Raw genomic sequence first — 25,387 nt, 5'->3', positions numbered from 1 at the left:
CAGCATCAACTTAATCGACTATTTTAGCATTCTTTCCACGTATCGTGCAATCATATCCACTTCCAAATTCACTTTATCACCGTCTTTGGTGTTGCGAAGTGTTGTATTCTGGATAGTATGGGGAATAATATTGATGCTGATCACACAACCACTGGCATTATCGGTCACGCTATTTACCGTCAGGCTAATTCCATTAACGGTAATAGAACCTTTGTATGCCAGGAATTTAGCCAGTTCCACTGGCACCTGGATTTTAAGCTCATGTGATTCACCCACCGCATCAAACGACACCACCGTACCCAGGCCATCCACATGACCTGAAACAATATGCCCGTCCAGTGAATCGCCCATTTTAAGCGCATGCTCAAGATTGACCTCACCCACGGCATTCAGTCCAACCGTACGGTTCAGGCTTTCGCGGGAAACGTCCACTTCAAATTCCTGCCCGCCAAATTTTACAACGGTCATGCAGGCGCCCTGAATCGCGATGGAATCGCCCAGTTTGGTGTGCGCCAGATTAAAGTCGGGGGCCTGGATGGTTAAATGCACGCCGTCCTGACCTGTATCTCCCAATGGTTCAACATTTGTGATTTTACCTACAGCGGCAACAATTCCGGTAAACATATTTCTTTCCTTGATGATCTTACTTATGCATCACGCTGTTCAAAAGCGTATCCCAGCGGTTTGGCAAACGCGCACGCAAACGCAAATCGGGCGCAAAGGTTTGGGTTTCAAAAAAATCAAACTGGTAAGCCTGATCCAATTCATTCAATACAGGTAAACGAAACAGCCCATGCGCATCACCCAGTATTTTAGGGGCCATGTACAGCAACAGTTCATCCAGCAGGCCTGCCTGCAACAAAGCACCGTTCAGTCCTGGTCCGGCCTCTACATGCACCTCGTTAATGTGTTGCTTGCCCATCCAGTCCAGCACTGCTTCAAGATCAACATGGCCATTTTTTTCGGGCATGGCAATCACCTGAACATTTTTCGCTTGCAGGCGGGCTGCCTTGGCTTCATCGGGGTGAGTCGTAAACACCCACACCGGGTCAGCATTAAATATTCGGGCGGTTTCCGGCACAATAAAGCGGCTGTCAATAATGGCACGAACAGGCTGGCGCGGGGTGTCCACTGAGCGCACGGTCATTAGCGGATCATCGTGCAAAACAGTGCCCATGCCGGTTAACACCACACAACTTCTGGCACGCCAGTAATGCCCGTCAGCACGGGCCGCGGCACTGGTAATCCATTGTGACTGGCCATTATGCAAAGCCATGCGCCCATCCAGCGAAGAGGCCAGTTTGCTCCATACCCAGGGGCGACCGGTGATCATGCGGGAAATGAACCCCGGATTCAGGGCCAGCGCCTGCGCTGCAAGCAGGTTAACGCGTACTTCTATGCCCGCTTCTTGCAACCTGGCAATGCCCCTGCCCCCTACCAAAGGGTTAGGGTCTGCCATGGCAATCACTACCCTGGCCGGTTTGACAGCAATAATGGCATCAACACAAGGTGGGGTTTTACCATAATGGCTGCAAGGTTCCAACGTAACGTAAAAGGTGCTGCCCGCCAGGTCATGCCCGTTGTTTTGCGCATGGTGAATGGCACAAATTTCGGCATGCGGGCCACCTGCTTTTTGGGTGGCCCCCTGCCCCAGCAATTGTCGGTTTTTAACAATCACACAACCCACCCGGGGGTTGGGGGTGGTAATGAACAGGACTGAAGCGGCTTGCTCCAGCGCCTTGTTCATCCAGTCAACATCATCAGGCTGCGTCAAGACGGATTCCACCCTATTTCTTTTCCAGTTTGGGGGCACTGACCGGCACCTGCATTTCCTGAATGGCCTTCACAAACTCGCCAATATCTTCAAAACTTTTATAAACTGAGGCAAAACGCACATAGGCAACCTGGTCCAGTTGCTTGAGCTCATTCATGACCAGCTCACCAATATGCCCGGTAGAAACCTCTTTACCCGGTGTATTCAGCAAGGCTTCCTGAATGCGTGAAACGGCAGCCTCAAGGGCCTCGGTGGGCACCGGCCGTTTACGCAAGGCCAGCTTAAGGCTTGCATTCAATTTATTAATGTCAAATTCTACGCGCGTTCCATTTCTTTTTACGATGGTTGGCATAGACAGCTCAACCCGCTCATACGTGGTAAAGCGCCTGTCGCAATCCAGACAGCGCCGGCGCCGGCGTATGGTATCACCATCTTCAGAAACCCGGGAATCCACCACCTGGGTTTCTGAGTGAGCACAGAACGGACATTTCATTTGAACGAAACCTTAAAGTAAAACGCCTGCCGGAGCAGGCGTTGCTGGGGTTGGCAACTTATTTGTAAACCGGGAACTGTGCGGTTAATTGATTAACCTTTTCACGGATAGCGGCAATATTAGCCTCATCACGTGGATTATCAAGAACATCGGCAATCAGGTTGGCCGTTAATTCAGCTTCTTTTTCGGTAAAACCGCGTGTAGTCATGGCTGGTGTACCCAAACGGATACCGCTGGTCACGAATGGCTTTTCAGGGTCATTTGGAATGGCGTTTTTATTAACCGTGATATGTGCATCACCCAGGACGGCTTCGGCTTCTTTACCGGTAATGCCCTTGGCACGCAGGTCTACCAGCATGACGTGGCTTTCGGTACGGCCAGACACAATACGCAAACCGCGTTTTACCAATGTTTCGGCCAGCACTTTTGCATTCAGGGCAACCTGTTTGGCATAGTCTTTGAACTCGGGCGCCAGGGCTTCTTTAAAAGCAACGGCTTTACCGGCAATCACGTGCATTAACGGGCCACCTTGGATACCGGGGAAGATCGCGGAATTGACGGCTTTTTCGTACTCGGCTTTCATCATGATGACGCCGCCACGTGGACCACGCAGTGATTTGTGGGTGGTGGAGGTAACAAAGTCGGCGTGTGGCACGGGGTTGGGGTATTCGCCCCCAGCGACCAGGCCTGCATAGTGCGCAATGTCTACCATGAACAGAGCACCGTTATCGTGGGCAATTTTAGCCATGCGCTCAAAGTCGATACGCAGTGAGTAAGCAGAAGCACCGGCCACAATCAGTTTGGGCTTGTGCTCTTTAGCCAGTTGTTCTACCTGTTCGTAGTTCAGCACTTCGTTTTCATCAAGGCCGTAAGGGATGAAATTGTACAGTTTGCCGGAAGCGTTAACGGAAGCGCCGTGTGTAAGGTGACCGCCTTCGGCCAGGCTCATGCCCAGAACGGTATCACCCGGTTTCAGGACAGCCATGTAAACACCCTGGTTGGCCTGTGAGCCGGAGTTGGGCTGAACGTTGGCGGCTTCGGCACCAAACAGTTCTTTCAGCCGCTCAATCGCCAGTTGCTCGGCAATATCCACAAACTCGCAACCACCGTAATAACGCTTGCCTGGATAACCTTCGGCATACTTGTTGGTAAGCTGTGTGCCCTGTGCCTGCATAACAGCAGGACTGGTGTAGTTTTCAGAGGCGATCAGCTCAATGTGCTGTTCCTGACGTACGGTTTCTTTCTGGATGGCATCCCACAATGCGGGGTCTACTTTGTCCAGGGTTAGGGAACGATCAAACATGTGTTTTCCTGAATTTATAAAAAGCAAAAAAATTAAATGGTCACTTTAGGATTGAGTGTATACAGTCCGGTAATACTATCGCTGGCCAATATATGCGGATTGATGACTTTAAGGACATCTTCGGTGCTAAATCGGCCTTCAAGAGGAACCGTTTCTATATCCAGGGCATAAAGCGTGAATTCATAACGGTGAGCCAGCGCGTCATTGAAAGGGGGACATGGGCCATCATAGCCGTAGTAATCGCCTTTCATATCATGGTCGCTGGCAAACCAGGTGGTGTAGTCATTAATGCCCTGGCGCATGTTGCGCGGCGCAGTTGGACCGTTTTTCCCCTTGGGTGTCACCTCTTTGGAGAATTCACCTTCTTCAATGGCCGTCACGCTGGCCGGAATGTCAACCAGCACCCAGTGATAAAAATTGGCACGCGGCAAGTCAGCCGGCACTTCGCGGTCTTCCTGATTGACATCATCAGGCTTGCTGGGCGCATCCGGATCACGACAAACCAGCACAAAAGAAAGAGTGCCTTCGGGCGCGCCTTCCCATGAGAAATGCGGGTTCAGATTATCGGACAGCGCAATATGTGCCGCCGCATCTTGTTTGCCAAAAGCAAAGCGAGCGTGAATGGCCTGGCCGTTAACGATTGACTGACTAAGTAATTTCATAGATCCCCCAATAAAACCTGATGTTAATAGATGGACGTCAATTAATTGACAGTGATGCGGGCAAATTTACGCTTGCCTACCTGCACGACATAAGTACCTGCCTCAAGCTGCAGGGATTTATCTTCAACCCGCTGGCCATCAACACGTACGCCACCCTGGACAATATTGCGCTGGGCTTCCGAGCCCGAACTGGACAAGCCTGATTCCCGGAGTACCTTGACAATGCCCAATGGGCCGCCTGGCAACTGGATCTCAGGCATCTCATCAGGGATGACGCCATCACGGAAGCGGGCCTCAAAATTGGCCAGAGCCTCTTCGGCCGCCTTGGCGGAATGGAAACGGGTAATAATTTCCTGGGCCAGCATGACCTTGATGTCACGCGGGTTGCGCCCTTCTTCGGTTTGTTTTTTAAAGCCGGCAATTTCTTCCAGGGAAAGGAAAGAAAGCAGTTCGTAGTAGCTCCACATGAGTGTGTCTGAAATGGACATGAGCTTGCCGAACATGGAATCGGGCGCTTCGGTAATGCCAATATAATTATTCTTGGATTTGGACATTTTGTCGACGCCGTCAAGCCCGACCAGCAACGGCATGGTTAGCACGCATTGGGGCTCTTGACCATATTCTTTTTGCAGTTCGCGTCCCACCAGCAGGTTGAATTTCTGGTCGGTGCCGCCCAGTTCCAGGTCGGACTTGAGCACGACAGAATCGTAACCTTGCAGCAATGGGTATAAAAATTCGTGAACGGCAATGGGCACGCCACCCTTGAAACGCTTGGTGAAATCATCGCGCTCCATCATGCGGGCCACGGTATAGCGTGAGGCCAGCTGGATAATACCGCTGGCACCCAACTGTTCGCACCAGTCGGCGTTGTAGCGGACTTCGGTGCGTTCAGGGTCCAGCACCATGCTGGCCTGTTCATAATAGGTTTTTGCGTTTTCTTCAACCTGTTCTTTGGTTAGTGGCGGGCGGGTTGCATTACGGCCGCTGGGGTCACCAATCATGGAGGTGAAGTTGCCAATGAGGAAAATGACATTATGCCCAAGGTCTTGCAGCTGACGCATTTTATTAAGGACAACGGTATGACCCAGGTGAATATCGGGCGCGGTAGGGTCTAGCCCAAGTTTAATACGCAGCGGCGTATTGGTATCACGGCTCTTTTGCAACTTTTTGGCAAACTCTGACTCGACCAGCAGCTCATCGCACCCGCGCAAGACAACACGCAGGTCATTCTGGACTTCTGGAGAAACAGGTGATTCGGAAGATGACATAAAAACTTTATCCAATGCAAAACATAAACACCCCAGTAGCAAAATGTAACCGGGATGATAATGGGGTAGACCTGCTATTATCGCTTTTTTCCTGCGATTCAGTGCTAAATTATACCTTTTTATCCAAATTCAGATTGCATATGTCTCCTGTACGGGATACTCAATATTTCATCGGCCTCATGTCCGGCACCAGCACCGATGGCGTTGACGGGGTCATTGCCGCCTTTTCACCCGAACAACCTCCCCGCCTTCTTGCCCGGGCCAGCCTGCCCATGCCGGCCATGTTAAGGCAGCATTTCCTTGAGCTGAATGCCCCGGGACACAACGAACTGGAAAAATCCTGTCTGGCTGCCAATGAACTGGCCCATTTGTATGCCCAAGTTTGTACGCAGTTGCTGAAGCAGGCACAACTGGCACCGAAACAGGTGACCGCCATTGGTGCCCACGGGCAAACCGTGCGCCATCGTCCCGAACTGGGCTACACCATACAGCTGAATGCACCGGCCTTATTAAGCGAGCTTACGCAGATTGCGGTGGTAGCCGATTTTCGCAGCAAAGACATTGCCGCCGGCGGGCAAGGCGCCCCTTTGGTGCCCGCTTTTCACCAGGCTTTGTTTGGTGTACACCGACCCGTTACCGTATTAAACCTGGGCGGCATGGCCAATATTAGTATTTTGCACCCCGCAAAAGAAATCAGCGGGTTTGATACCGGTCCGGCCAATGTCTTAATGGATATCTGGTGTCAGCACCACACCGGCAAGGAGTACGACCAAAATGGTCAATGGGGTGCCAGTGGTACGGTAAATGAAGTCTTATTGAATTATTTGCTGGCAGCTGAACCCTGGTTTGCGCTCCCCCCACCCAAATCAACTGGCCGGGACCTGTTTAACCTGGACTGGCTAAACACCAGGCTGGCCGGCTTCAAACAAAGCATTTGCGCCCCCGATGTACAGGCCAGCTTGCGTGCGCTAACCGCCCAAACCATTGCCAGCGCCATTCATGCCTATGCCCCCGGAACACAGGAAATTATTGCCTGTGGCGGTGGCGCACTTAACGGCCCCTTGCTGCAGGAACTGGCGCTGCGGGCTCATCTTCCGGTAAGTCGCTGTGAAGATTACGGGGTGCCCGGCCAATCCATGGAAGCCCTGGCTTTTGCCTGGCTGGCCTGGGCCCATTGCAACCGGGTGCCAGCCGGCACACCATCAGTCAGTGGCGCCCGGCGCAAAACCGTTCTGGGCTGTTACTACCCGGCCTGAGCTCGAACGCACGCCCCTTTCGGTTGCAGTTATTGATGAGTCACGAGATGGGGCGTCCATCCTATTGTTTACTTTATTTGCGGCAGCTTGCTACCCGCCAGAATGTTTTCCAGCAGGACGTGATCCTTGAACTTATACAAGCGGGCCGGCCGGCCACGATCCTGGGCAGTCACCTTGCCGGTTTCCTCCACCAGATCCTGATGCTGCATCATGCGACGAAAATTCTGCTTGTGCAACTCGACCCCCGCCAGGCCCTCGATGCTTTTTTGCAACTGGAACAAGGTGAACGCCTCGGGCATGAGTTCGGCAATAACGGGACGATATTTGATTTTTGCCCGCAGGCGGGACATGGCCGTAGCCAGCACCCGGCGATGGTCACGCTGCATGGGAACCCCGACTTCGGCCGGCCCCAGGCCAATGCTCCGGAAATGGGGCGTCTCGGGAATCAACCCCGCTTCATACATGAGTTCGTAACGCAGCAGCACATGTTCTTCCACCCAGTCAAAGCCGTCAAGTCCCCAGCACATGTCCACCCGCCGTTGTCGGTTCATGCAGATCACAGGATCATTTTCCTGGTGAATCCAATCCTGCAGTTGCGGCAATAGCGTTTGTGTTACCCACGGCACCAGCCCCTGCCGATGATCTTCCCAGGGAAAATAATAGTACCAGTCTTGCCAGCTGGCATGCGCCTCAAGCTGGCTTTCATCAATTTCCTTGACCAGGCCCAGATAACTAACATACAGCACCGGATGCCCCGACAGACGGGTTCGGGTGGTATCCACAAACGTATACAGCTGCTCTACATAGCCCATTGGCTGCCTGGTTTGGGCTTTAACCCATTGCCGGACACCCGACTGCAAAGAGTGGTGAACCGGTGACAAGGCGCCAAAAGGCAGGGACTGCCCATCAAGCACCGTTAAAACACGGGCGGAAAACCGGGTGATGGCAATTAAAACGGCAACCAGCTCACTGGCGCCCTCATTCTGGTTTGTGGAGATCTCTGATGCCGGCATGCTTTATGGCTATTGATGATTGGATATTGGCATAGGCATTGTATATGGAAGTGTCCGGCCGGGCAAAACTATTTGCAAGCGGCTGAATAACAAAAAAACCGATTGATAAAAATGTTTTGCGTTTTATGCTCAATAAGAGCATAATTAACTTTTTTCAAAATGACGACTTAAAAAATCATGGGACATATAGAACAGAAAGCATTTGAATTTGATCAACCTTTATTGCAAACCGCCAAACTGAACGGGCAGGCCTGCATGACGTCAGTACTGCCAGAAAGCGCAGATGCCCTGGCGGTAGGTAAAGCCTGGGCCCAGACACCCGCCCCGCTTTCACGAGAACAGGAACAACAATACATCCAGGAAATCAAGCAACTCATACAAGATGAGAATGCAGTTCTGGTGGCGCATTATTATGTTGATCCGGTTTTGCAGGACCTGGCGCTTGAAACTGGCGGCTGCGTGGGTGACTCGCTTGAAATGGCACGTTTTGGCCGTGACCATGAAGCCTCTACCCTGATTGTGGCCGGAGTTCGCTTCATGGGTGAAACCGCCAAAATGCTCAGCCCTGAAAAAAAAGTGCTGATGCCAACCCTTGAGGCCGAATGTTCGCTTGACCTGGGCTGCCCTGCCGATCAGTTCAGTGCCTTCTGCGATGCCCACCCTGACCGGACCGTGGTGGTATATGCCAACACCAGCGCCGAAGTAAAAGCACGCGCCGATTGGGTGGTGACCTCTTCCATTGCCCTGGAAATCGTTAGCTACCTGCACGAAAAAGGCGAAAAAATCATTTGGGGTCCTGATCGTCACCTTGGTCAATATATCCAGGACAATACCGGTGCCGATATGCTGTTATGGCAAGGGTCCTGTCTGGTCCATAATGAATTCAAGGCCGCCGAGCTGGTCAGCCTGAAAGAACAATACCCCGATGCCAAAGTGCTGGTACACCCCGAGTCACCGGCCTCTGTGGCGGCACTGGCCGATGTAACCGGCTCTACCAGCAAACTCATCCAGGCCGCCATCGACCTGCCGGCCCAAACCTTTATTGTGGCCACCGATGCCGGCATTATGCACGAAATGCAAAAACGGGCCCCTGGCAAAACCTTTATTTCAGCCCCCACCTCGGGCAATAGCGCAAGCTGCAAAAGCTGTGCCTTTTGCCCCTGGATGGCCATGAACGGGCTGGCGGGTATCAAGCAATGCCTGGTAAACGGTTCGGGTGAAGTCATACTGGACAAGCCGCTGGCCGAACGTGCCCGCATGCCGCTTGACCGGATGCTGGCCTTTGCCGAAGCCCATAAAAAATCAGTCAAGGCCAGTGGCGACCTGGTTCAGGACATGAAGCTGTTTCAACACGTTGGAGCCGCTTAAGCATCATGACGCGTCAGTTTGACACTATTATTATTGGCAGTGGCTTAGCCGGATTGTCGGTCGCCCTGTCATTACCGGATAGTCAGCGCATTGCCATGCTTTGCAAAGATGCGCTTATCAACACCGCCAGCGACAAGGCACAAGGCGGCATTGCCGCTGTTTGGGACAGCCAGGACTCCTTCGAGCGACACATTAATGACACCCTGGTTGCCGGTGCCGGCTTGTGTGAAAAAGAAGCGGTTGCCCACATTGTTGAACATTCGCCCGACGCCCTGAAATGGCTGCTGGCGCACCAGGTCAATTTTACCCGTAACGATACAGACCAACAGCTGCACTTAACCCTTGAAGGCGGCCACTCCTGGCGCAGGATTGCCCATGCCTCGGACAAAACAGGGCATGTCATTACCCATACCCTGCAGTCTCTACTGGGCCAGCATCCCAACATCCAGGTTTTTGAGCAACGGGCCTCGGTTGAGTTACTGCTTGACCATGAAAAAAATGCCCAATGCATGGGAGTAAAGGCACTTAACCGGCAGTCTGGCCACATGGAAACCTTTCTGGCGCCCAATACAGTACTGGCCACAGGCGGCACCGGACAGCTTTTTACCCATACCACCAACCCGGTAATTGCCACGGGCGACGGGATTGCCATGGCCTGGCATGCCGGCTGCCGGATTGCCAACATGGAATTCATCCAGTTTCATCCAACCGCCCTGGCATTACCCCATATACCCACCTTTTTAATTTCCGAAGCGGTAAGGGGTGAAGGCGGCATTTTAAAACGTCCCGACGGCAGCCGCTTTATGCCCGACTATGACCAACGGGCCGAACTGGCCCCCCGCGACATTGTGGCACGGGCGATAGAAGCGGAAATGAAAAAACACGGCACCAACCATGTCTGGCTGGATATCTCGCATAAACCAAGGGATGAGATTTTGCATCACTTCCCCATGATTCATGAAACCTGTCTTTCACACGAGCTTGATATTTGCACCAGCCCCATTCCGGTTGCCCCGGCTGCCCACTATACCTGCGGCGGTGTGCTGGTTAACCGGGCCGGGCAAACCGACCTTAAAGGACTTTACTGCGCCGGTGAAACCGCTTACACCGGACTGCATGGTGCCAACCGGCTGGCCAGCAATTCTTTACTGGAATGCATCGTGACTGGTAGGAATATTGCCAATAATATTGAAGCCGGCCTTCCCTGGGAAACTCCTGCCGCTTATGACAACACCATTGCCATCAACCCGGCAACCAGCGACAATGGCCAGCCTGCGCAAGCCAGCCCCCCTAACGTAAACAGTTTACGACAACTCATGACGCATTACTTTGGCATTGTGCGCAACCATGCCGGCATGCAGGCGGCCCTGCAGCAGTTGAATACATGGAAAGCCCAGCTGCACCCGGACAATAGCGTACAAGCGCCAAGCCTGAATGAGATAGAGCTGAAAAACATGCTTGATGTGGCCAGCCTGATGCTGCAATGCGGGTTGGCCCGTAAGGAAAGTCGTGGCCTGCATTACACCACCGACTACCCACACACGGCTGAAACCGCTATACCTACCGTACTGGCACCGGTTTTGTCCTGAACCACTAAACCACCACATAAAACGGGCCTGCGCATCAAAATACGCAGACCCGTTTTATGTTTTTAATGCCAGATATTATGCCCACCAAGGCATAAAGACGGTTAATGACTTACGGCAATTAAACCGTAAAAGAAGAACCGCAACCACACGTTGTTTGGGCATTCGGATTACGAATGACAAACTGTGAACCTTCAATATCTTCTTTGTAATCAATTTCAGCGCCAACCAGGTACTGAAAGCTCATGGGGTCTACCAGCAACTGGACACCGTCTTTATCGATAGAGGTATCGTCGTCGTTAATGACCTCATCAAACGTGAAACCGTACTGGAAACCCGAACAGCCACCACCCTGCACGAACACGCGCAGTTTGAGATCTGGGTTACCTTCGTCGATTAACAAATCCTTGACTTTAGCTGCAGCCGCATCAGTAAAAACCAATGGTACTGGAGGAGCCTGCAAGTCTACTGACTCTAAAACGCTACTCATATATTTACTCCCGGTGAGATACAGTCACCCTAATAAAACAGGCAGACACGCCTATAACAAATCTATTTTACCATAACAACAAACTAAGGCTTGAGCTTTAACGTTCGTGTGACACGTGTATTTTTACCCTCGACTACTTTCAGGGTAACGCTTTCAGGCTCAAACCCGTCTGGAATAACCAGCAAGCCTTGCGCCAGCTCAATTCTGTTGAATTTTAAATTCAGGGCCGTATTATCAGCCTTTTCTGTTGACGATTTACCATTGCCTTCAGCCTTGGCTGCCGACTCTGGCTTGAGGACCACCGTTGTGGTTTTCCCATCCATCTTTCCCTTGGCTTCAAAGTGCAAACGGCCATTGAATGTTGCCGGTGTTTTCTGGGTTCGCGTAAGCATTACCTTATAACGGATACGGGCACCTTCCTGGATGGCATCAAACTCCCTGAGCGTGACATGAATATTACTTTTGGAAGGAATCAGCTGCTCATAACGCAACAATTCTTCGGTCCTTCTGCTGATTTCATCCTGCAGCTTTGTTACCTGCCGGTTAAATTCATCAATCGTGCTTTTGTCTATCACCATTTGCGCATTGGCGGCATCCAGTTTCCCCTGTAATGTCTGGATTTTCACTTCACCCTGCTTTACTTTATCAGAAAGCAAAGTGAGCTGCTCGTTTTCTACCCCAAGCATTTTACGCTGCACGACATTTTGGGTAATGTAATAGCTGCTGGTTGCACCAAGGGCAATGCCTACGGTAAGAAGAAAAATACGTGCCGGCATTGTTATCCGGCCCCTTAAGGCAAAATAGCCACTTGATTCAGGCCTGTTTGCTCAGCCAAACCAAATAACACATTCATATTTTGCACAGCCTGCCCGGCAGCGCCTTTAACCAGGTTATCCTGTATAACCAGCACAATAAGAGTATCTCCATTACCCGGGCGATGCAGTGCAATACGCAACTGGTTGGATGCCCGAACCGAACGGGTTTCTGGCAAACTGCCAGCAGGCATCACGTCGATAAACGCCTCTTGCTGGTAACGTTGCTCGTACAAGGCCTGAAAATCGGTGTCCATGGCTTCGGGTTTGATTTTTACATAAATGGTGGACAGCATACCCCTGATCATGGGCACCAGATGCGGCACAAAGGTAAGGCTTACCGGCTGGCCGGCAATTTTACCCAATTGTTCGACAATTTCAGGATGATGGCGATGGCCTGAGACCGCATACGCCTTGAAGTTGTCACTGGCCTCGGAGAACAGGCTGCCCACTTCGGTTTTACGACCGGCCCCTGACACCCCCGACTTGCAATCGGCAATGATATTGTCCAGCTTGACCAGGCCTTTTTCAAGCAATGGGGTCAAGCCCAGAATAACGGTCGTTGGATAACAACCCGGATTGCCAACAACCTGTGCATTGGCCACTTTTTCGCGGTTAAGCTCTACCAGACCATAAACACTGTCTTTTAATACATCGGGACAGGCATGCGGCATTTTGTACCATTTTTCAAAAACCGCAGTGTCTTGCAGGCGAAAATCGGCGGCCAGGTCTATCACCTTTACACCGGCATCCATTAAGGCACGGGCCTGCCCCATGGCCACGCCATGGGGTGTCGCAAAGAACACCACATCACATTCAGACAGCGCCGCATTTTCAGGGGCGGAAAAAGCCAGATCGACATGACCACGCAAGTTGGGGAACATGTCCGCAACCGGCATGCCTTCTTCTTTGCGCGAGGTAATTGCATGAAGCCTTGCATTGGGGTGTACTGCTAAAAGACGCAGCAATTCCACACCGGTATATCCGGTACCACCAACGATGCCAACCTTGATGATCTGGGCAGAAGAAGATGCCATGGTTAAATCCTTTGTTAATTGATTGGATGTATAAACGTTCCTAAACGATTATTGCACCACATTATGAGAGTTTTTACACGTGATTTGGTTCAGTCTGCCTGAAAATTAAACCCCGTTTTTGCTTCACTGCGTTTCAAAATAGAATAACCGCGCATTAAATAAAAAAAAGACCGCATGTGCGGTCTTTTTTTGACTCGAAAACAGATTAGCGTTTGCTGAACTGTTTGCGACGACGGGCTTTGTGGAAACCGACTTTTTTACGCTCGACTTCACGGGCGTCACGGGTTACATAGCCTGCCTTGGACAGTGATGATTTCAATGTTTCATCATAGTCGATCAGGGCACGGGTAATACCATGACGGATCGCACCAGCCTGACCGCTTTCGCCACCACCGTGTACATTGACGTGAAAGTCGAATGCTTCGGTGAGTTCTGTGAGGACCAATGGCTGACGAACAACCATGCGGCCTGTTTCACGGGCAAAATATTCATCAACAGGCTTACCGTTAACAACGATAGCGCCTGTACCTTTTTTCAAGAAAACACGAGCCACTGACGTTTTGCGGCGGCCTGTTCCATAATTCCAATTACCGATCATGATTTATCCTTAGAAATCCAGCTGTTTAGGCTGCTGGGCAGTATGAGGATGTTCGGCACCAGCATACACCTTGAGTTTTTTAATCATGGCGTAGCCCAGTGGACCTTTGGGCAGCATACCTTTAACGGCTTTTTCAAGTGCACGGCCTGGAAAGCGCTCTTGCATCTTTTTAAAGTTCGTTTCGTAAATACCGCCTGGGTAACCGGAGTGACGGAAGTATTTTTTATCTTCACTCTTGTTACCGGTAACAACGATATCGGCAGCATTGATAATTACAATATAATCGCCGGTGTCAACGTGAGGGGTGAACTCAGGTTTATGTTTACCGCGCAAACGGCGTGCAACTTCGCTGGCTACACGACCAAGGACCTTGCCTTTTGCATCGATAACAAACCAGTCACGTTTGACTTCATGCGGCTTTGCCACAAAGGTCTTCATGATAGTTATTCCTAAATAAAAATTAATGGGGCCGGCTTGTACCGTACCCGGTATGCCCAGTTTCCGGTTAGTTATTAAGGCCAATTTAATAAAAGACATTAATACCGGATGCTGCCAGGCCGTTATTGTAAACAAGTAAAATCTTACTTTTCAGCCGTACAGTTCTGGGTTAGCCGGAAATATTAACACCATTCTTTTATTTTTTCAATAAAAACAATGAAATAGAACCGCATCTTTTGAAAAGCCACCCATACAAGCCTTGCTTTTTGTTGTATTTTGTACGGGCAGCTATTTGCCTTATGGCAACTTAAGCTTTACGGCTTTGTGCAATGGCATAGGCCAAATAGCGGGTATATGAACCCTCAACCAGGTTAAACCAGGGCACCAGATCGTCACGGAAAGCCATGTAATCGTCATGAATCTTCTTGAACATCGGGTCTTTGTCAGAAAACTCTTTATACAGCTGGACTGATTCCTTGAAGCCGGCATCGAGTACTTCTTTAGGAAATTCTTTCAGGACGGCACCACCGGCAATCAGCCTGCGCAGCGCACCCGCGTTATGGGCGTCATAAACCGCGAGCATGTTGGCGGTAGCATACATGCTCGCCGCTTCTACAATGGCCTGGTAATTCTTGGGCAGTTTGGCGAACTCATCTTTGTTCATGTAAGCGGAAACCTGTGGCCCACCTTCCCAGAACCCGGGATAGTAGTAGTATTTAGCCACTTTGTTAAAGCCCAGTTTCTCGTCATCGTAAGGCCCCACAAACTCAACCGCATCAAGGGTGCCCTTTTCAAGTGACGGATAAATATCGCCACCCGCGATTTGCTGGGGAATCACGCCCATGCGCGCCAGCACTTCTCCGGCAAAACCGGAGGTACGCATTTTCAGGCCTTTCAGGTCTTCGAGTGAATTGATTTCCTTGCGATACCAGCCACCCATTTGCACACCGGTATTGCCCAGTGGGAAGTTGACGATATTGATGGGATCAAACAGTTCGCGTAGCAGTGTCTTGCCGTTGCCTTCAAGGATCCAGGCCATCATCTGGCGGGCGGTTAAGCCAAAAGGAACGGCGGTATCAAAGCAATAGGCCGGGCTTTTGCCAAAATAATAGTAACCGCAGGTATGTCCACACTGGACAGTACCGTTGGACACGGCATCCATCACCTGCAAGGCGGGCACAATCTCACCGGCCGGGAATACATCAATCACAAATTGGCCGCCAGAAGCTTCCTTGACATAGTTGACAAATTTTTCAGAGGTACCAAACAAGGCAGGCAAGCTGCGTGGAAAACTGGAAGCCATGCGCCATTTGATGCTGGGATTTTCCTGGGCCAGCGCTGGCGCGCCAACGGCAGCCGTACCGGCTACCATGCCCATACCGGCTTTTTTTAGAAACGAACGACGTTGCATATGTTTATTTCTCCAAAATTATTTTAAATTCTAAAAATTTTATACGATAAATAGTAACCCACAGCCCTTGCTTTAGGCCGGAACCGGAATTAATGGTTTTCCCTAAAACCGGCATAAAGGTTGCAAAGTGCTTAACTGCCTGCTACCGCCATGCTTTCAATTAAGATGGAACCCGATGTTTTGGCACCACGCGTAATGGCATCGTTACCCACCGCCACCATTTGCATGAACATGTCTTTCAGGTTGCCCGCAATGGTAATTTCCTGAACCGCATGCTGGATTTGACCGTTTTCAACCCAATAACCAAACGCACCTCGGGAATAGTCGCCGGTGACATAGTTAACGCCCTGCCCGATCAACTCGGTAACCAGCAGGCCGGCACCCATTTTTTTCAGCATGGCGTCAAAATTGTCACTGGCTTCGGTTAGGGTGGACGTTAACAGCAGATTATGCGAGCCCCCCGCATTGCCCGTGCTTTGCATGCCCAGTTTACGGGCCGTGTAACATGATAACAAATAGCCCTGCAATAGGCCGTCTTGCACTAAATCGCGCGCCTGGGTTTGCACTCCTTCGTCATCAAAGGCGGAACTACCCATGGCACCCGGGATATAAGGGTCTTCATGAATTTGAATATGGCCGGCCATGACCTGTTTACCTAGAGAATCAAGCAAGAAACTGGACTTGCGATACAGTGCCCCGCCACTAATAGCCTGGGTTAGCGCACCAATAAGCCCCAGCGCCAGCGGCGCCTCGAACAGGACCGGGTATTTTCCGGTGGGTATTTTACGGGCCGACAAGCGCGACACCGCGCGCTGGGCAGCATAGACACCCACATCATGTCCCTTGGCCAACCTTTCGGGGTAGCGATTAGAGGTATACCAGTAATCCCTTTGCATGCGATTACCCTTGCCGGCAATGGCTGCTACAGAAAGCCCATGGCGTGAATAAGGGTAGCCGCCCATGAACCCCAGCGAGTTGGCAAACACGAAGCGCCCCTCACTGATGTCAATGGAAGCGCCTTCGGAATTAGTGATTTCCTTGCTATATCCCAGGGCTCCCTGCTCGGCCTCTATCGCCAGCGCAACCGCGTCATCGGCGGAGATATCCCAGCTTTTATGCAAAGCCAGGTCTGGCAGATGGGTGGCCAGTAATTGGGCTTCTGGCAAACCCGCTGCCGGGTCGGCCGCCGTGTATTTGGCAATATTCCAGGCGGCCTCTACCGTTTCGGCAATCGCTTTGCCGGACAAGTCCGAGGTAGAGGCAGAGCCCCTGCTTTGTCCTGCGTAAACAGTTACCCCCAGGGAACGGTCATTGGTTTGCTCTACCGTTTCAACACTGCCCTTGCGAACAGATACGGCAAGCCCGCTAGACTCGGAGACTTCGGCAGCGGCACTGCTTGCGCCCAGCTTACCGGCATGTTTCAGCGCCAGCTGAACCAGCTCTTCAAAATTAGACTGACTATTAGGATTCATAGATAAAAATATAAGTAGTTGTTCTGTTCATTATGACTGTAACCGCATACACGGTTATGATATCCAAATATCAACCATTTTTCGATTTTATTTATGCATAGCGACCAAACAGATCAGGACGATAACGATTTTTACGATCGGCCCAGCAAATCCCAAATCAAAAGAGAGCTGCATGCCATTCTGGATCTGGGCAAGCAAGTTATTGAACTGCCATATGACAAAGTAAAGCAGCTACCCCTTGATGAGAAACTGCTTGATGCCATTAAAACAGCCCAAAAAACGCCTGGCCGGGAAGGCAAACGCCGCCAGATTCATTATGTCGGCAAATTAATGCGCACGGCCGATATCGATGCCATTCGACAACAACTGGATGTCTGGGAAAACGGCTCGAAAGAAATTACCGCCCATATGCACCGGCTGGAAACCCTGCGTGACCGGCTAATTGCCAGTGATGAAGAATTAACGGTCCTGCTTTCCGAGTATCCCCAGGTGGATATTCAGCAATTCAGGGCACTCATTCGCGCGGCCCGCAAAGAACAGGCCGCCAACAATGCCCTGCCTGACACCCAGGAGCCGCAAAAAAAACATTACCGCGCCCTGTTTCAGGCACTCAAGTCTATTTTATTATCCGGGGAATAAGTTACCATGTCAGATCAAGTACTGCTCGATTGCGTTGAAATCAATACGGGCAATCACATCACCCATTCTATTATCTGGATGCACGGCCTGGGTGCCGATGCCAATGATTTCGTACCGGTGGTTCCCGAACTGAAACTACCCAAACCGTCAGGCATCCGTTTTGTTTTCCCCAATGCGCCGATTCGGCCCGTTACCCTGAACAACGGCATCGCCATGCCCGCCTGGTTTGATATTATTTCCCTTGACCGCATCAATGGCCCCGAAGACGAAGCCGGTTTGCGAGAAACGCAACGGGCAATCGAGGCCCTGATTGCCCGTGAAAACGAGCGCGGCATTCCGACCGAAAACATTTTCCTGGCCGGTTTTTCACAAGGCTGCGCCATGGCCCTGTTAACCGGACTGCGCCACCCTGAAAAACTGGCTGGCCTTATCTGCCTGTCAGGCTTTCTGCCCCTGGCGGCCAAAACCGGGGCCGAACGCAGCCAGGCTAACATGGATATTCCCATTTTTATGGCGCACGGTACCCAGGACCCGGTAGTAGTGCCCGAGCGCGCGCTTAACAGCAAGGCCAAACTGGAAGAACTGGGCTACCGCAACCTGCAATGGCATACCTACCCCATGCAGCATTCGGTTTGCCTGGAAGAAATCCGCGATATTTCAGACTTCATCCAGAAAAACCTTGCCTGATTAGTCTTCCTGGCTCAACGGCATCCAGACCCTTCTCATTGAAGGGTCTTCTTCATCGGGATCATTTTGCAGGCCCAGGCTGGTCATTAAATGCAGCATGGGTTTATTGCTGGCCAGCACAACGCCTTCTATATAAGCCAGTTTCTGTTTACGGGCAGCCTGCATCAGCTTACTCATGAGGGTTCTGCCCAAGCCACGCTTTTGCCATCCATCACCAATTACCAGGGCATACTCGGCTCCTACCCCATCGGCATTGCGCAGATAGTGTGCCAAACCGATAATCTCTTCCCGTGGCAGCCCCCGATTGGCCTCGTTGGGTACCTGAATGGTGGCCACCAGAGCCAGCTCACGATGGTAATCCACATAGGTATATCGGCTTAACATTTTGGGCGTCAGCTCACGCATCATGGAAACAAAGCGCATATAGCGCGACTTCTCGGACAAACCCCTGATAAAATTCTGCAACGCCTCGGCATCTTCCGGACGGATGGGTCGCAATACCCATTCCATCTCATCAGCAAAGCGCCTGTTTTCAGTCAGGTAATGCGGATACGGGAAGATAGCCATATGCTCGTAACCGGACTCACGTGGCGACACACCCGCTTCTTCATCAAGCACAATCCTGACATGCCTGGCATGAACTTCACGGTAACCCAGAATAATCGGATTTATTTCAAGCGTTTGAATGCAGGGAAACTCGCTGACCAGATCGGCCACCGATTCCAGAATACGCTGCAACTTGACGAATATGTGCGGTTCTACATAGGTTTCCAGTTCCTGGCGCCACACCCGGCTGCGCTTGATGAGCTGACCAGCCAGATAAGCATTCAGGGGCGGCAAATCAAGCCCTTTGTCGCGGGATGAAAACACGACTTTGTGACCGCCCTCGCCAAAACGTATCCATGGCCCGAAAATGGGGTCGTTCTGGACCTGTATCATCACGGCCGGCACGCCATCCTCTACGGAAAACTGCTCATCCTGCTCGTCTTCCTGCCAGGAAAGCCCCACATGAAAACAGTCCAGCAGGCGCATGGCTTCGGACGTATCCAGCGAGCTGCGGTTTTCCTTAAGCACCGCATCAAGCAGCGCACGGGCAACCGGAATATCGGCAGGCTGGGAATCAGGTTGAGGAATTCTAAGTTGATGCAATAATTGCTGGTTATAAAAATAATCACACAGCGACATCATGGCACCCAGTGCCGTTTCGGGCGTCCTGAACGCCGGCATGCCGGCACGGTTAAGCAAGCGGCGAAACGGTCGCATGGTGGCTTCGCCCAGAATACTGGTCACAATGGGTTTGGGTGCCTTGCGGGCATAAGCCGCCAGTTGCTCTACCACCTTTTGCATATTTACCAGCTCATCGGGTGCCAACATGACCATGACGGCATCAACACCGGCATCATCCACCATCACTTTCAGGCTCTCGATAAGTTGCTCACCGGTAAGGGGGGCATAACTGATGGCCGGATTGCCTACAATGGCACCATGCCCCAGAATACGCCTTAATTCGCGCAAACTGTTTGAAGATAACGATGCCTTGGATAAGGCACTGTTGTTACCCATCGCATCAAACGTTAATGAGGTTGAGCCACGGCTGTTGCCAAAAACCACAATCCGCCCGCCTTTGGGACGCCGGGCATAAGACAGTGCTTTCAGGGCCGCAAACAGCTCAACAAAATAATCAACCCGAACCGCGCCGGCCCGCCGGATGGCGGCATCAAACACGGCATCATTGCCCTTAAGCTCGGGACTTGCCCGTCCGGCACGCAAAACCAGGACCGGCTTGACGCTGGACGCCATGCGGATGGCGCTAATCAGTTCCCGTCCCGAACCCAGCTTGTCCATGTACAGGGCAATACTGTCGGTACGGGGGTCTGTCGCCAGGTATTCAATAATTTCAGGCAAGTCAACATCAATCACCTCACCCAGTGAAATGGCCGCAGACAAGCCAAGGTCTACATCATTGGCCCAATCCATGATGGACATCAGCAGCAGCCGGGACTGCGACACCACCGCTACCCGGCCCTGATGGGACAGGATGGGGTGTTTGCTAAGATTCAAATTCAGGTGGGGCCGTTGAATACCAAAAGCGCGCGGCCCCAGCAACAGGCAATCGTGTTGCCTGGCCCAGCCCAGCATAATCTGGCGAATTTCCAGAGGGTCGTCATCAACGGTTTGGGTGGGCAGCAGGATCATGGCCCGGGGAGGCTTGCGTTCCAGAAACGACAGTACCATTTCCAGCCTGTCCGGGTGCACGCACAACACCGCCAGGTCTTTTCTTTCTTCACTTTCAATGGACTCTTTGGCTGCCAGCTGCGCAAATGATTCGGATGAATCAAACGACATGAGTGTAGTATTGCGCACCAGGTAGGCTGGCACCGATTCGCAGACTGGCAAAGAGACATCTGAAATCACAATTAACGATCTTGGCTCGAAGATAGAAGCCAGACGATGACGCTGCATATATTCACTCACAAAAATGTTAAGTTAAAATGAAGTTATTCTGAAGCCTGCCCAGTCATTGTAAACTGTCTTGCCTCTTCTTTTAATCACTTAATTGTTTTAACTATCCATGACTTCTTCTTCTGTTAGAACCCGTTTTGCCCCCTCCCCAACTGGCTATCTTCATTTGGGTGGCGCACGGACGGCACTTTTCTCATGGGCTTTTGCCCGTCATCACCAAGGCACTTTTGTGTTGCGTATTGAAGATACCGACCTTGAACGCTCCACCCCTGAAGCGGTACAGGCTATTCTTGACGGCATGCAATGGCTGTCACTGGAGGCCGATGAAGGCCCATTCTACCAGATGCAGCGCGCCGAACGCCACAAGGAAGTGATTACCAACATGCTGGCTGAGGGCACCGCCTATTACTGCTACAGCACACCGGAAGAAGTGGAGCAAATGCGTGAAAGTGCCAAGGCCAAGGGTCTGAAGCCCAAATACGATGGCACCTGGCGCCCTGAACCCGGTAAAACGCTGCCCGCCATTCCCGAAGGCCGTAAACCGGTTGTCCGCTTCAAGAACCCCACCGAAGGTGCCGTTTCCTGGAATGACATGCTCAAGGGCACCATCACCATTGAAAACGCCGAGCTTGATGACCTGATCATTGCTCGCCCCGACGGCACGCCCACCTACAATTTCTGCGTGGTGGTTGATGACTGGGATATGCGTATCAGCCATGTTATTCGTGGTGATGACCACATCAACAACACCCCGCGCCAGATCAATATCCTGCAGGCCCTGGGCGCCCCCCTTCCCGAATACGGACACGTACCCATGATTCTGGGTCCCGATGGCCAGAAGCTGTCAAAACGCCATGGCGCCGTCAGCATTATGGATTATGAAAAGCAGGGCTATCTGCCCGAAGCCATGGTTAATTATCTGGCCCGTCTTGGCTGGAGCCATGGTGATGATGAAATTTTCTCGCGCGAACAGCTGGTTGAATGGTTTGACACCCGCAACCTGTCCAAGTCGGCCGCCCAATGGGACCCCAAAAAACTCAATTGGGTTAATGCGCATTACATTAAGGCGTTAAGCGACAGCGAGCTACTGGAACACGTTTTGCCGCGCATTCACGCCCGTGGCGGCAACACCGAAGGCCTGGACATGCCCGCCGTGCTCAACCTATTCAAGGACCGTGCCGAAACCCTGGAACAACTGGCCGAAAACGCCATGCTGTTCTGCGCCCCTTTCCAGCCTGCTGCCGAAGAACTGCAAACCCAGTTCCTGACCGAAGATGCCAAACGGATTCTGGCCGGCTTTGCCGAAAACGCCAACCAGCTGGAAGCCTGGACAAGCGAAGCACTGGATGCCCTGATCAAGGGAACCTTAAGCGAGCATGGCATTAAAATGCCCATGTTGGGCATTCCCTTGCGCCTTGCCGTTACCGGCCAGAAACAAACACCATCAATTGGTGCCGTGCTGGCTATTATTGGCAAGACAACCGTTCTTGAGCGCCTGCAAAACGCCATATAGCGTTTTCTCAAGCCGGCAAAAGGTAAAAATCCGCTTTTCCCACATCACAGGCAACCCCTGTTCATGACCTTGGGCAAGGCGGATTTTTTATGCGTGCGACAAAAGGTCCGAGCCGGTTTTGTTGGTTTTTCGCCAATTATTTTTTATGCTTCAAACAAAGCGCCTACAGTTGTTTTTGCTTTATCTAAACCAAGACAAGCGGCTATCTGACACCTCCTTGCACACGGACCGCAACAAGCGTTCAGGCCTATGGCACTTGATGTTCAGGACATCGTACCAGCATATTGAAAAACGCTAAAAAGAACTTTAAATATGGCTATAAGCCTTTATTTTCAAGGCTTTTAGAAAGACACAATCTTCCATGACAGCTCGGACTGAATGAAAAAAACAAGCCCTTCAACCTTGATCCGTTTTATAAAAAAAGGTTTAATCCTTTATTCCCTGCCTGTATCAGGGTTATCAATCTCGTTTCCAAGGGTTTTAAAAATATTTTTTACAAGCCTGTTTAAGCGCTAAGGTCTTAATATTGATAACAATTATTTTATTTTCTTTGACCTTTATTGCAAAAGTATTACGTGCGTTCCATGACGTAATGAGTTACCCTTGCGGTTATAACGGTAAATAAAATAATTTGCCGTTATAACCATTTGAAATATTTCGCACTAAACACAGGAAATATATCAAATGGTGCGACAAAGGAAGTAGAGTTATCCGTTGCCGGATTTATACTTTGACCTTGAAATTATATCTGTACAGATGTATTTAATTTTTTTCATATCCGGACCCTTCTCCAAGGAGTATTGCCATGGCAACAGCAGCCAAAAAAGCAGTCAAGAAACCTGCAGCTAAAAAAGCTGCAACCAAAACAGTGGCTAAAAAAGCCACCGCCGTCAAGAAAACCGTTGCCGCTGAAACCCCAGCCGTAACAGAAACAGTTGTCAAAAAAGTGGCTGCTAAAAAAACCGTTGCAAAATCTGTCAGTAAAACAGCTGCTCCTGCAAAAAAAGCAGTCGCTAAAAAAGCAGCCCCCGCCACAAAAACAGTGGCCACTGAAAAAACCACCGCGACCAAAACCACTGCTGCAAAGAAAACAGCCGTAGCCAAAAAAGTAGCCGCCACTAAAACCACCGCAGCTAAAAAAGCCGCAACCGCCACCAAGGCAACAGCAGCCAAAAAAACAGCAACCGCTACAAAAGCCGCGCCAGCCAAAAAAGCGGTAGCCGCCAAAACGGCAGCACCCGCTAAAAAAGCAGCTAGCGTCACAAAAGCAGCAGCCAAAAAAGCCGCTCCGGCAGCTAAAAAAGCAGTTGTCGCTGAAACCCCCAAAACTGAAACCCCCGTTGTTGCCAAAACCAGCGCTAAAACAGCGGCCAAAGCAGGCACCAAAACAGCCGCTGCCAAAAAAGCACCCGCTGCTAAAAAAGCAGCCGTCAAGAAAACCGCTGCCGGCAAAAAAGCAGCCGGTTCTGCCGCAAAAACAGGCAGTAACAGCAACTCAGCCTGGCCATTCCCTACCGGCAATCGTCCTTAATCGGTTGAAGTAATTACAAAAGCCGTCTAAATTAAACACTTAGACGGCTTTTTTTGGTTTTTATTTTTTTTATATGATTAATTCAATATTCAGTTTTTTACTTGGCACTTTCTTTTCCCTGTTTGTTTCTGCCCTATTGGTTAGGGCCTGGGTATTCTGGAGCAGAATTCACCCCTTCAATCCTTATATCATGATTATTTATAAGGCAACCGACTGGCTGGTTCAGCCTGTTCGCAAAATAATCCCGACCAGCAACAAAATAGACTGGACCAGCCTGCTGCTCGCATGGGTTTGTTCAATGTTGCATATTTTTCTTGTTTTTTCACTCACGCCGTCCAATATATATATCCAGACCTCGCTGGCTACCCTGCCCATGGTTGGTCTTTTCATGACCATAAAATGGGGGCTTACATTGGTTTTATGGCTATGTATTTTGCAGGCAATCTTATCGTGGGTCAGCCCTGCATCACCCATCATGCCATTGCTAAGGGCCTTGCTTGACCCGATGCTGAACCCGATACGGCGGTTTTTGCCCAGCACCGGCGCTTTTGATTTTTCTCCGCTGGTGCTGATCCTGATTACACAGGTGCTGCAAATTGTTTTACAACACCTGATGTTCGGGTAACGTTATAGGGCTGGCAATGCCAAGCCAAACGCACTCATGAAGCGGGAGGAAATTTCTTCCCGGCTTAAAAAGTGATTCTGGGGGCCCTGCGAAGCAATCTTGATGGCCCCCATCAAACTGCCCAGGCGGCAGCAATCTTCCCAACTCCAACCCTGCGACAGGCCATACAGCAACCCTGCACGATGTGAATCACCACAACCGGTAGGGTCGGTGACCGCTTCAGCCTTAACCGCCTCAATCGCAATTTGCCTGCCATCATGGTACAGGTCAGAGCCCTCTGCGCCACGGGTAACCACCACAGCCTCAAGGTTCTCGGCAATTTGCGCCATGCTTTTTTCCATCCGCTGCTCAATCACCGATGCCTCATAGTCATTGACGGTTAGTACATGGGCAAGCCCCAGCATACGCTCAAGATCGGCCTTGTCGAATAACGGCATGGCCTGGCCCAGGTCAAAAATGAAAGGAATACCTGCTTTGTTCAGGTTTTCGGCATGAGCAAACATGCCGTCTTTGGAATCGGGGGCCACAATTCCCCACGCCGCCTTTTCCTGGCTGATGTCGTTGTCAGCCGACTGCATCATGGCACCGGGGTGAAAGGCGGCAATCTGGTTGCCGTCAAGGTCGGTCGTGATATGACACTGGGGCGTGAAAGCATCAGGCAGCACCTTGATGGCACGCGTATCAATACCCATGTCACGCATGCGCTGCAAATACTCCTGGGCATCTTTGCCAACCGTGGCCACCGGCACCGGGCTGCCACCCAGCATGCACAGGTTATAAGCGATATTCCCGGCGCACCCGCCATACTCTTTGCGCATGGTGGGCACAAAAAAAGAAACGCTTAATGATTTGATATGTTCGGCAAGAATGTGATCCTTGAAATGCCCCTCAAACAGGGTAATGGTATCAAACGCAACCGAACCGCATACCAGTACTTCATTACTCATG

The 25,387-nt window shown here is 51.1% G+C and carries 24 protein-coding genes; 8 read left to right on the top strand and 16 right to left on the bottom strand.

Annotation, left to right across the window (positions count from 1 at the left end):
• Positions 1–18: 18 nt before the first annotated feature.
• The 6 genes from JHL22_RS06505 to tyrS are packed head-to-tail and all read right to left on the bottom strand — an operon-like array spanning position 19 to position 5,500.
• Positions 19–624 carry a riboflavin synthase gene (locus tag JHL22_RS06505; RefSeq protein ID WP_200235170.1) on the bottom strand — a complete coding sequence of 202 codons (606 nt, stop codon included), beginning with the start codon at positions 622–624 and terminating at the stop codon, positions 19–21.
• A 19-nt stretch (positions 625–643) separates the two neighbouring features.
• Positions 644–1,774: a bifunctional diaminohydroxyphosphoribosylaminopyrimidine deaminase/5-amino-6-(5-phosphoribosylamino)uracil reductase RibD gene (gene ribD / locus JHL22_RS06500; RefSeq protein ID WP_329610643.1), complete on the bottom strand. Its 1,131-nt coding sequence runs from the start codon at positions 1,772–1,774 to the stop codon at positions 644–646.
• Positions 1,775–1,787: 13 nt separating this feature from the next.
• Positions 1,788–2,267, bottom strand: a complete 480-nt coding sequence (nrdR, locus tag JHL22_RS06495) for a transcriptional regulator NrdR (protein ID WP_200235168.1) — start codon at positions 2,265–2,267, stop codon at positions 1,788–1,790.
• Positions 2,268–2,325: 58 nt separating this feature from the next.
• Positions 2,326–3,570, bottom strand: a complete 1,245-nt coding sequence (glyA, locus tag JHL22_RS06490) for a serine hydroxymethyltransferase (RefSeq protein WP_200235166.1) — start codon at positions 3,568–3,570, stop codon at positions 2,326–2,328.
• Between the two features lie 32 nt (positions 3,571–3,602).
• Entirely contained in the window at positions 3,603–4,232 is a 630-nt protein-coding gene (locus JHL22_RS06485; protein WP_200235164.1) for a YbhB/YbcL family Raf kinase inhibitor-like protein, read from the bottom strand.
• Between the two features lie 41 nt (positions 4,233–4,273).
• Complete coding sequence (gene tyrS / locus JHL22_RS06480) at positions 4,274–5,500, bottom strand: tyrosine--tRNA ligase (RefSeq protein WP_200235162.1); 1,227 nt, start codon at positions 5,498–5,500, stop codon at positions 4,274–4,276.
• Positions 5,501–5,640: 140 nt separating this feature from the next.
• Here tyrS and JHL22_RS06475 point away from each other — a divergent pair, with 140 nt between their 5' ends.
• Positions 5,641–6,756, top strand: a complete 1,116-nt coding sequence (locus tag JHL22_RS06475; protein ID WP_200235160.1) for an anhydro-N-acetylmuramic acid kinase — start codon at positions 5,641–5,643, stop codon at positions 6,754–6,756.
• 68 nt (positions 6,757–6,824) lie between these two features.
• Here JHL22_RS06475 and JHL22_RS06470 read toward each other — a convergent pair whose 3' ends face one another.
• Positions 6,825–7,769, bottom strand: coding sequence for an NUDIX hydrolase (locus JHL22_RS06470; protein ID WP_200235158.1), 945 nt, complete (start codon positions 7,767–7,769; stop codon positions 6,825–6,827).
• 255 nt (positions 7,770–8,024) lie between these two features.
• Between JHL22_RS06470 and nadA the strand changes: the two genes are divergently transcribed.
• The gene (nadA, locus tag JHL22_RS06465) at positions 8,025–9,137 is read left to right on the top strand and encodes a quinolinate synthase NadA (RefSeq protein ID WP_200235253.1); all 1,113 of its coding nucleotides are present in this window, start codon (positions 8,025–8,027) and stop codon (positions 9,135–9,137) included.
• Between the two features lie 5 nt (positions 9,138–9,142).
• Positions 9,143–10,726, top strand: a complete 1,584-nt coding sequence (nadB, locus tag JHL22_RS06460; protein ID WP_200235156.1) for an L-aspartate oxidase — start codon at positions 9,143–9,145, stop codon at positions 10,724–10,726.
• Between the two features lie 118 nt (positions 10,727–10,844).
• Here the strand turns inward: nadB and erpA are convergent, their stop codons facing one another.
• From erpA to pmbA, 7 genes are all read right to left on the bottom strand, one after another.
• On the bottom strand, positions 10,845–11,213 hold the full coding sequence (gene erpA / locus JHL22_RS06455) for an iron-sulfur cluster insertion protein ErpA (protein WP_200235154.1): 369 nt from the start codon (positions 11,211–11,213) through the stop codon (positions 10,845–10,847).
• Between the two features lie 83 nt (positions 11,214–11,296).
• Positions 11,297–11,989 (bottom strand): DUF6776 family protein, encoded by a 693-nt coding sequence (locus tag JHL22_RS06450; protein ID WP_200235152.1) that lies wholly within the window; start codon positions 11,987–11,989, stop codon positions 11,297–11,299.
• Positions 11,990–12,003: 14 nt separating this feature from the next.
• Positions 12,004–13,062, bottom strand: a complete 1,059-nt coding sequence (argC, locus tag JHL22_RS06445; protein ID WP_200235150.1) for an N-acetyl-gamma-glutamyl-phosphate reductase — start codon at positions 13,060–13,062, stop codon at positions 12,004–12,006.
• A gap of 205 nt (positions 13,063–13,267) precedes the next feature.
• Positions 13,268–13,660, bottom strand: coding sequence for a 30S ribosomal protein S9 (gene rpsI, locus JHL22_RS06440; RefSeq protein WP_169293614.1), 393 nt, complete (start codon positions 13,658–13,660; stop codon positions 13,268–13,270).
• 9 nt (positions 13,661–13,669) lie between these two features.
• Positions 13,670–14,098, bottom strand: a complete 429-nt coding sequence (rplM, locus tag JHL22_RS06435; RefSeq protein WP_200235148.1) for a 50S ribosomal protein L13 — start codon at positions 14,096–14,098, stop codon at positions 13,670–13,672.
• A gap of 307 nt (positions 14,099–14,405) precedes the next feature.
• Positions 14,406–15,509 (bottom strand): TRAP transporter substrate-binding protein, encoded by a 1,104-nt coding sequence (locus JHL22_RS06430; protein WP_200235146.1) that lies wholly within the window; start codon positions 15,507–15,509, stop codon positions 14,406–14,408.
• Positions 15,510–15,640: 131 nt separating this feature from the next.
• Positions 15,641–16,981: a metalloprotease PmbA gene (pmbA, locus tag JHL22_RS06425; protein WP_200235144.1), complete on the bottom strand. Its 1,341-nt coding sequence runs from the start codon at positions 16,979–16,981 to the stop codon at positions 15,641–15,643.
• A gap of 93 nt (positions 16,982–17,074) precedes the next feature.
• Here pmbA and yjgA point away from each other — a divergent pair, with 93 nt between their 5' ends.
• Positions 17,075–17,620, top strand: a complete 546-nt coding sequence (gene yjgA, locus JHL22_RS06420) for a ribosome biogenesis factor YjgA (RefSeq protein WP_200235142.1) — start codon at positions 17,075–17,077, stop codon at positions 17,618–17,620.
• Between the two features lie 6 nt (positions 17,621–17,626).
• Positions 17,627–18,307: an alpha/beta hydrolase gene (locus JHL22_RS06415; RefSeq protein ID WP_200235140.1), complete on the top strand. Its 681-nt coding sequence runs from the start codon at positions 17,627–17,629 to the stop codon at positions 18,305–18,307.
• Here the strand turns inward: JHL22_RS06415 and JHL22_RS06410 are convergent, their stop codons facing one another.
• On the bottom strand, positions 18,308–20,770 hold the full coding sequence (locus JHL22_RS06410) for a bifunctional acetate--CoA ligase family protein/GNAT family N-acetyltransferase (RefSeq protein ID WP_200235138.1): 2,463 nt from the start codon (positions 20,768–20,770) through the stop codon (positions 18,308–18,310). It lies immediately after the preceding gene.
• Positions 20,771–20,879: 109 nt separating this feature from the next.
• Between JHL22_RS06410 and gltX the strand changes: the two genes are divergently transcribed.
• The 3 genes from gltX (at position 20,880) to JHL22_RS06395 (ending at position 24,439) form a co-directional block, all read left to right on the top strand.
• Positions 20,880–22,283 carry a glutamate--tRNA ligase gene (gene gltX, locus JHL22_RS06405; protein ID WP_200235135.1) on the top strand — a complete coding sequence of 468 codons (1,404 nt, stop codon included), beginning with the start codon at positions 20,880–20,882 and terminating at the stop codon, positions 22,281–22,283.
• 805 nt (positions 22,284–23,088) lie between these two features.
• Complete coding sequence (locus JHL22_RS06400) at positions 23,089–23,814, top strand: histone H1 (RefSeq protein WP_200235133.1); 726 nt, start codon at positions 23,089–23,091, stop codon at positions 23,812–23,814.
• 73 nt (positions 23,815–23,887) lie between these two features.
• Positions 23,888–24,439, top strand: coding sequence for a YggT family protein (locus JHL22_RS06395; RefSeq protein ID WP_200235131.1), 552 nt, complete (start codon positions 23,888–23,890; stop codon positions 24,437–24,439).
• Between the two features lie 2 nt (positions 24,440–24,441).
• Here the strand turns inward: JHL22_RS06395 and JHL22_RS06390 are convergent, their stop codons facing one another.
• Positions 24,442–25,386 (bottom strand): carbohydrate kinase family protein, encoded by a 945-nt coding sequence (locus JHL22_RS06390; RefSeq protein WP_200235130.1) that lies wholly within the window; start codon positions 25,384–25,386, stop codon positions 24,442–24,444.
• Position 25,387: the final 1 nt, after the last annotated feature.

Source organism: Advenella mandrilli (assembly GCF_016595155.1).
GTDB classification, from domain to species: Bacteria; Pseudomonadota; Gammaproteobacteria; order Burkholderiales; family Burkholderiaceae_B; genus Advenella; species Advenella mandrilli.
Note: the sequence above shows the minus strand (reverse complement) of the source record. Positions and strands in the feature narration are given on the sequence as shown.

Coding starts and splice junctions, on each gene's coding strand:
- JHL22_RS06410 (WP_200235138.1), bottom strand. CDS start 20,770: ATGCAGCGTCATCGTCTGGCTTCTATCTTCGAGCCAAGATCGTTAATT.
- argC (WP_200235150.1), bottom strand. CDS start 13,062: ATGGCATCTTCTTCTGCCCAGATCATCAAGGTTGGCATCGTTGGTGGT.
- JHL22_RS06485 (WP_200235164.1), bottom strand. CDS start 4,232: ATGAAATTACTTAGTCAGTCAATCGTTAACGGCCAGGCCATTCACGCT.
- gltX (WP_200235135.1), top strand. CDS start 20,880: ATGACTTCTTCTTCTGTTAGAACCCGTTTTGCCCCCTCCCCAACTGGC.
- JHL22_RS06395 (WP_200235131.1), top strand. CDS start 23,888: ATGATTAATTCAATATTCAGTTTTTTACTTGGCACTTTCTTTTCCCTG.
- nrdR (WP_200235168.1), bottom strand. CDS start 2,267: ATGAAATGTCCGTTCTGTGCTCACTCAGAAACCCAGGTGGTGGATTCC.
- nadA (WP_200235253.1), top strand. CDS start 8,025: ATGACGTCAGTACTGCCAGAAAGCGCAGATGCCCTGGCGGTAGGTAAA.
- erpA (WP_200235154.1), bottom strand. CDS start 11,213: ATGAGTAGCGTTTTAGAGTCAGTAGACTTGCAGGCTCCTCCAGTACCA.
- JHL22_RS06400 (WP_200235133.1), top strand. CDS start 23,089: ATGGCAACAGCAGCCAAAAAAGCAGTCAAGAAACCTGCAGCTAAAAAA.
- JHL22_RS06415 (WP_200235140.1), top strand. CDS start 17,627: ATGTCAGATCAAGTACTGCTCGATTGCGTTGAAATCAATACGGGCAAT.
- rpsI (WP_169293614.1), bottom strand. CDS start 13,660: ATGATCGGTAATTGGAATTATGGAACAGGCCGCCGCAAAACGTCAGTG.
- tyrS (WP_200235162.1), bottom strand. CDS start 5,500: ATGTCATCTTCCGAATCACCTGTTTCTCCAGAAGTCCAGAATGACCTG.
- JHL22_RS06505 (WP_200235170.1), bottom strand. CDS start 624: ATGTTTACCGGAATTGTTGCCGCTGTAGGTAAAATCACAAATGTTGAA.
- JHL22_RS06450 (WP_200235152.1), bottom strand. CDS start 11,989: ATGCCGGCACGTATTTTTCTTCTTACCGTAGGCATTGCCCTTGGTGCA.
- pmbA (WP_200235144.1), bottom strand. CDS start 16,981: ATGAATCCTAATAGTCAGTCTAATTTTGAAGAGCTGGTTCAGCTGGCG.
- JHL22_RS06430 (WP_200235146.1), bottom strand. CDS start 15,509: ATGCAACGTCGTTCGTTTCTAAAAAAAGCCGGTATGGGCATGGTAGCC.
- JHL22_RS06470 (WP_200235158.1), bottom strand. CDS start 7,769: ATGCCGGCATCAGAGATCTCCACAAACCAGAATGAGGGCGCCAGTGAG.
- glyA (WP_200235166.1), bottom strand. CDS start 3,570: ATGTTTGATCGTTCCCTAACCCTGGACAAAGTAGACCCCGCATTGTGG.
- rplM (WP_200235148.1), bottom strand. CDS start 14,098: ATGAAGACCTTTGTGGCAAAGCCGCATGAAGTCAAACGTGACTGGTTT.
- JHL22_RS06475 (WP_200235160.1), top strand. CDS start 5,641: ATGTCTCCTGTACGGGATACTCAATATTTCATCGGCCTCATGTCCGGC.
- JHL22_RS06390 (WP_200235130.1), bottom strand. CDS start 25,386: ATGAGTAATGAAGTACTGGTATGCGGTTCGGTTGCGTTTGATACCATT.
- yjgA (WP_200235142.1), top strand. CDS start 17,075: ATGCATAGCGACCAAACAGATCAGGACGATAACGATTTTTACGATCGG.
- nadB (WP_200235156.1), top strand. CDS start 9,143: ATGACGCGTCAGTTTGACACTATTATTATTGGCAGTGGCTTAGCCGGA.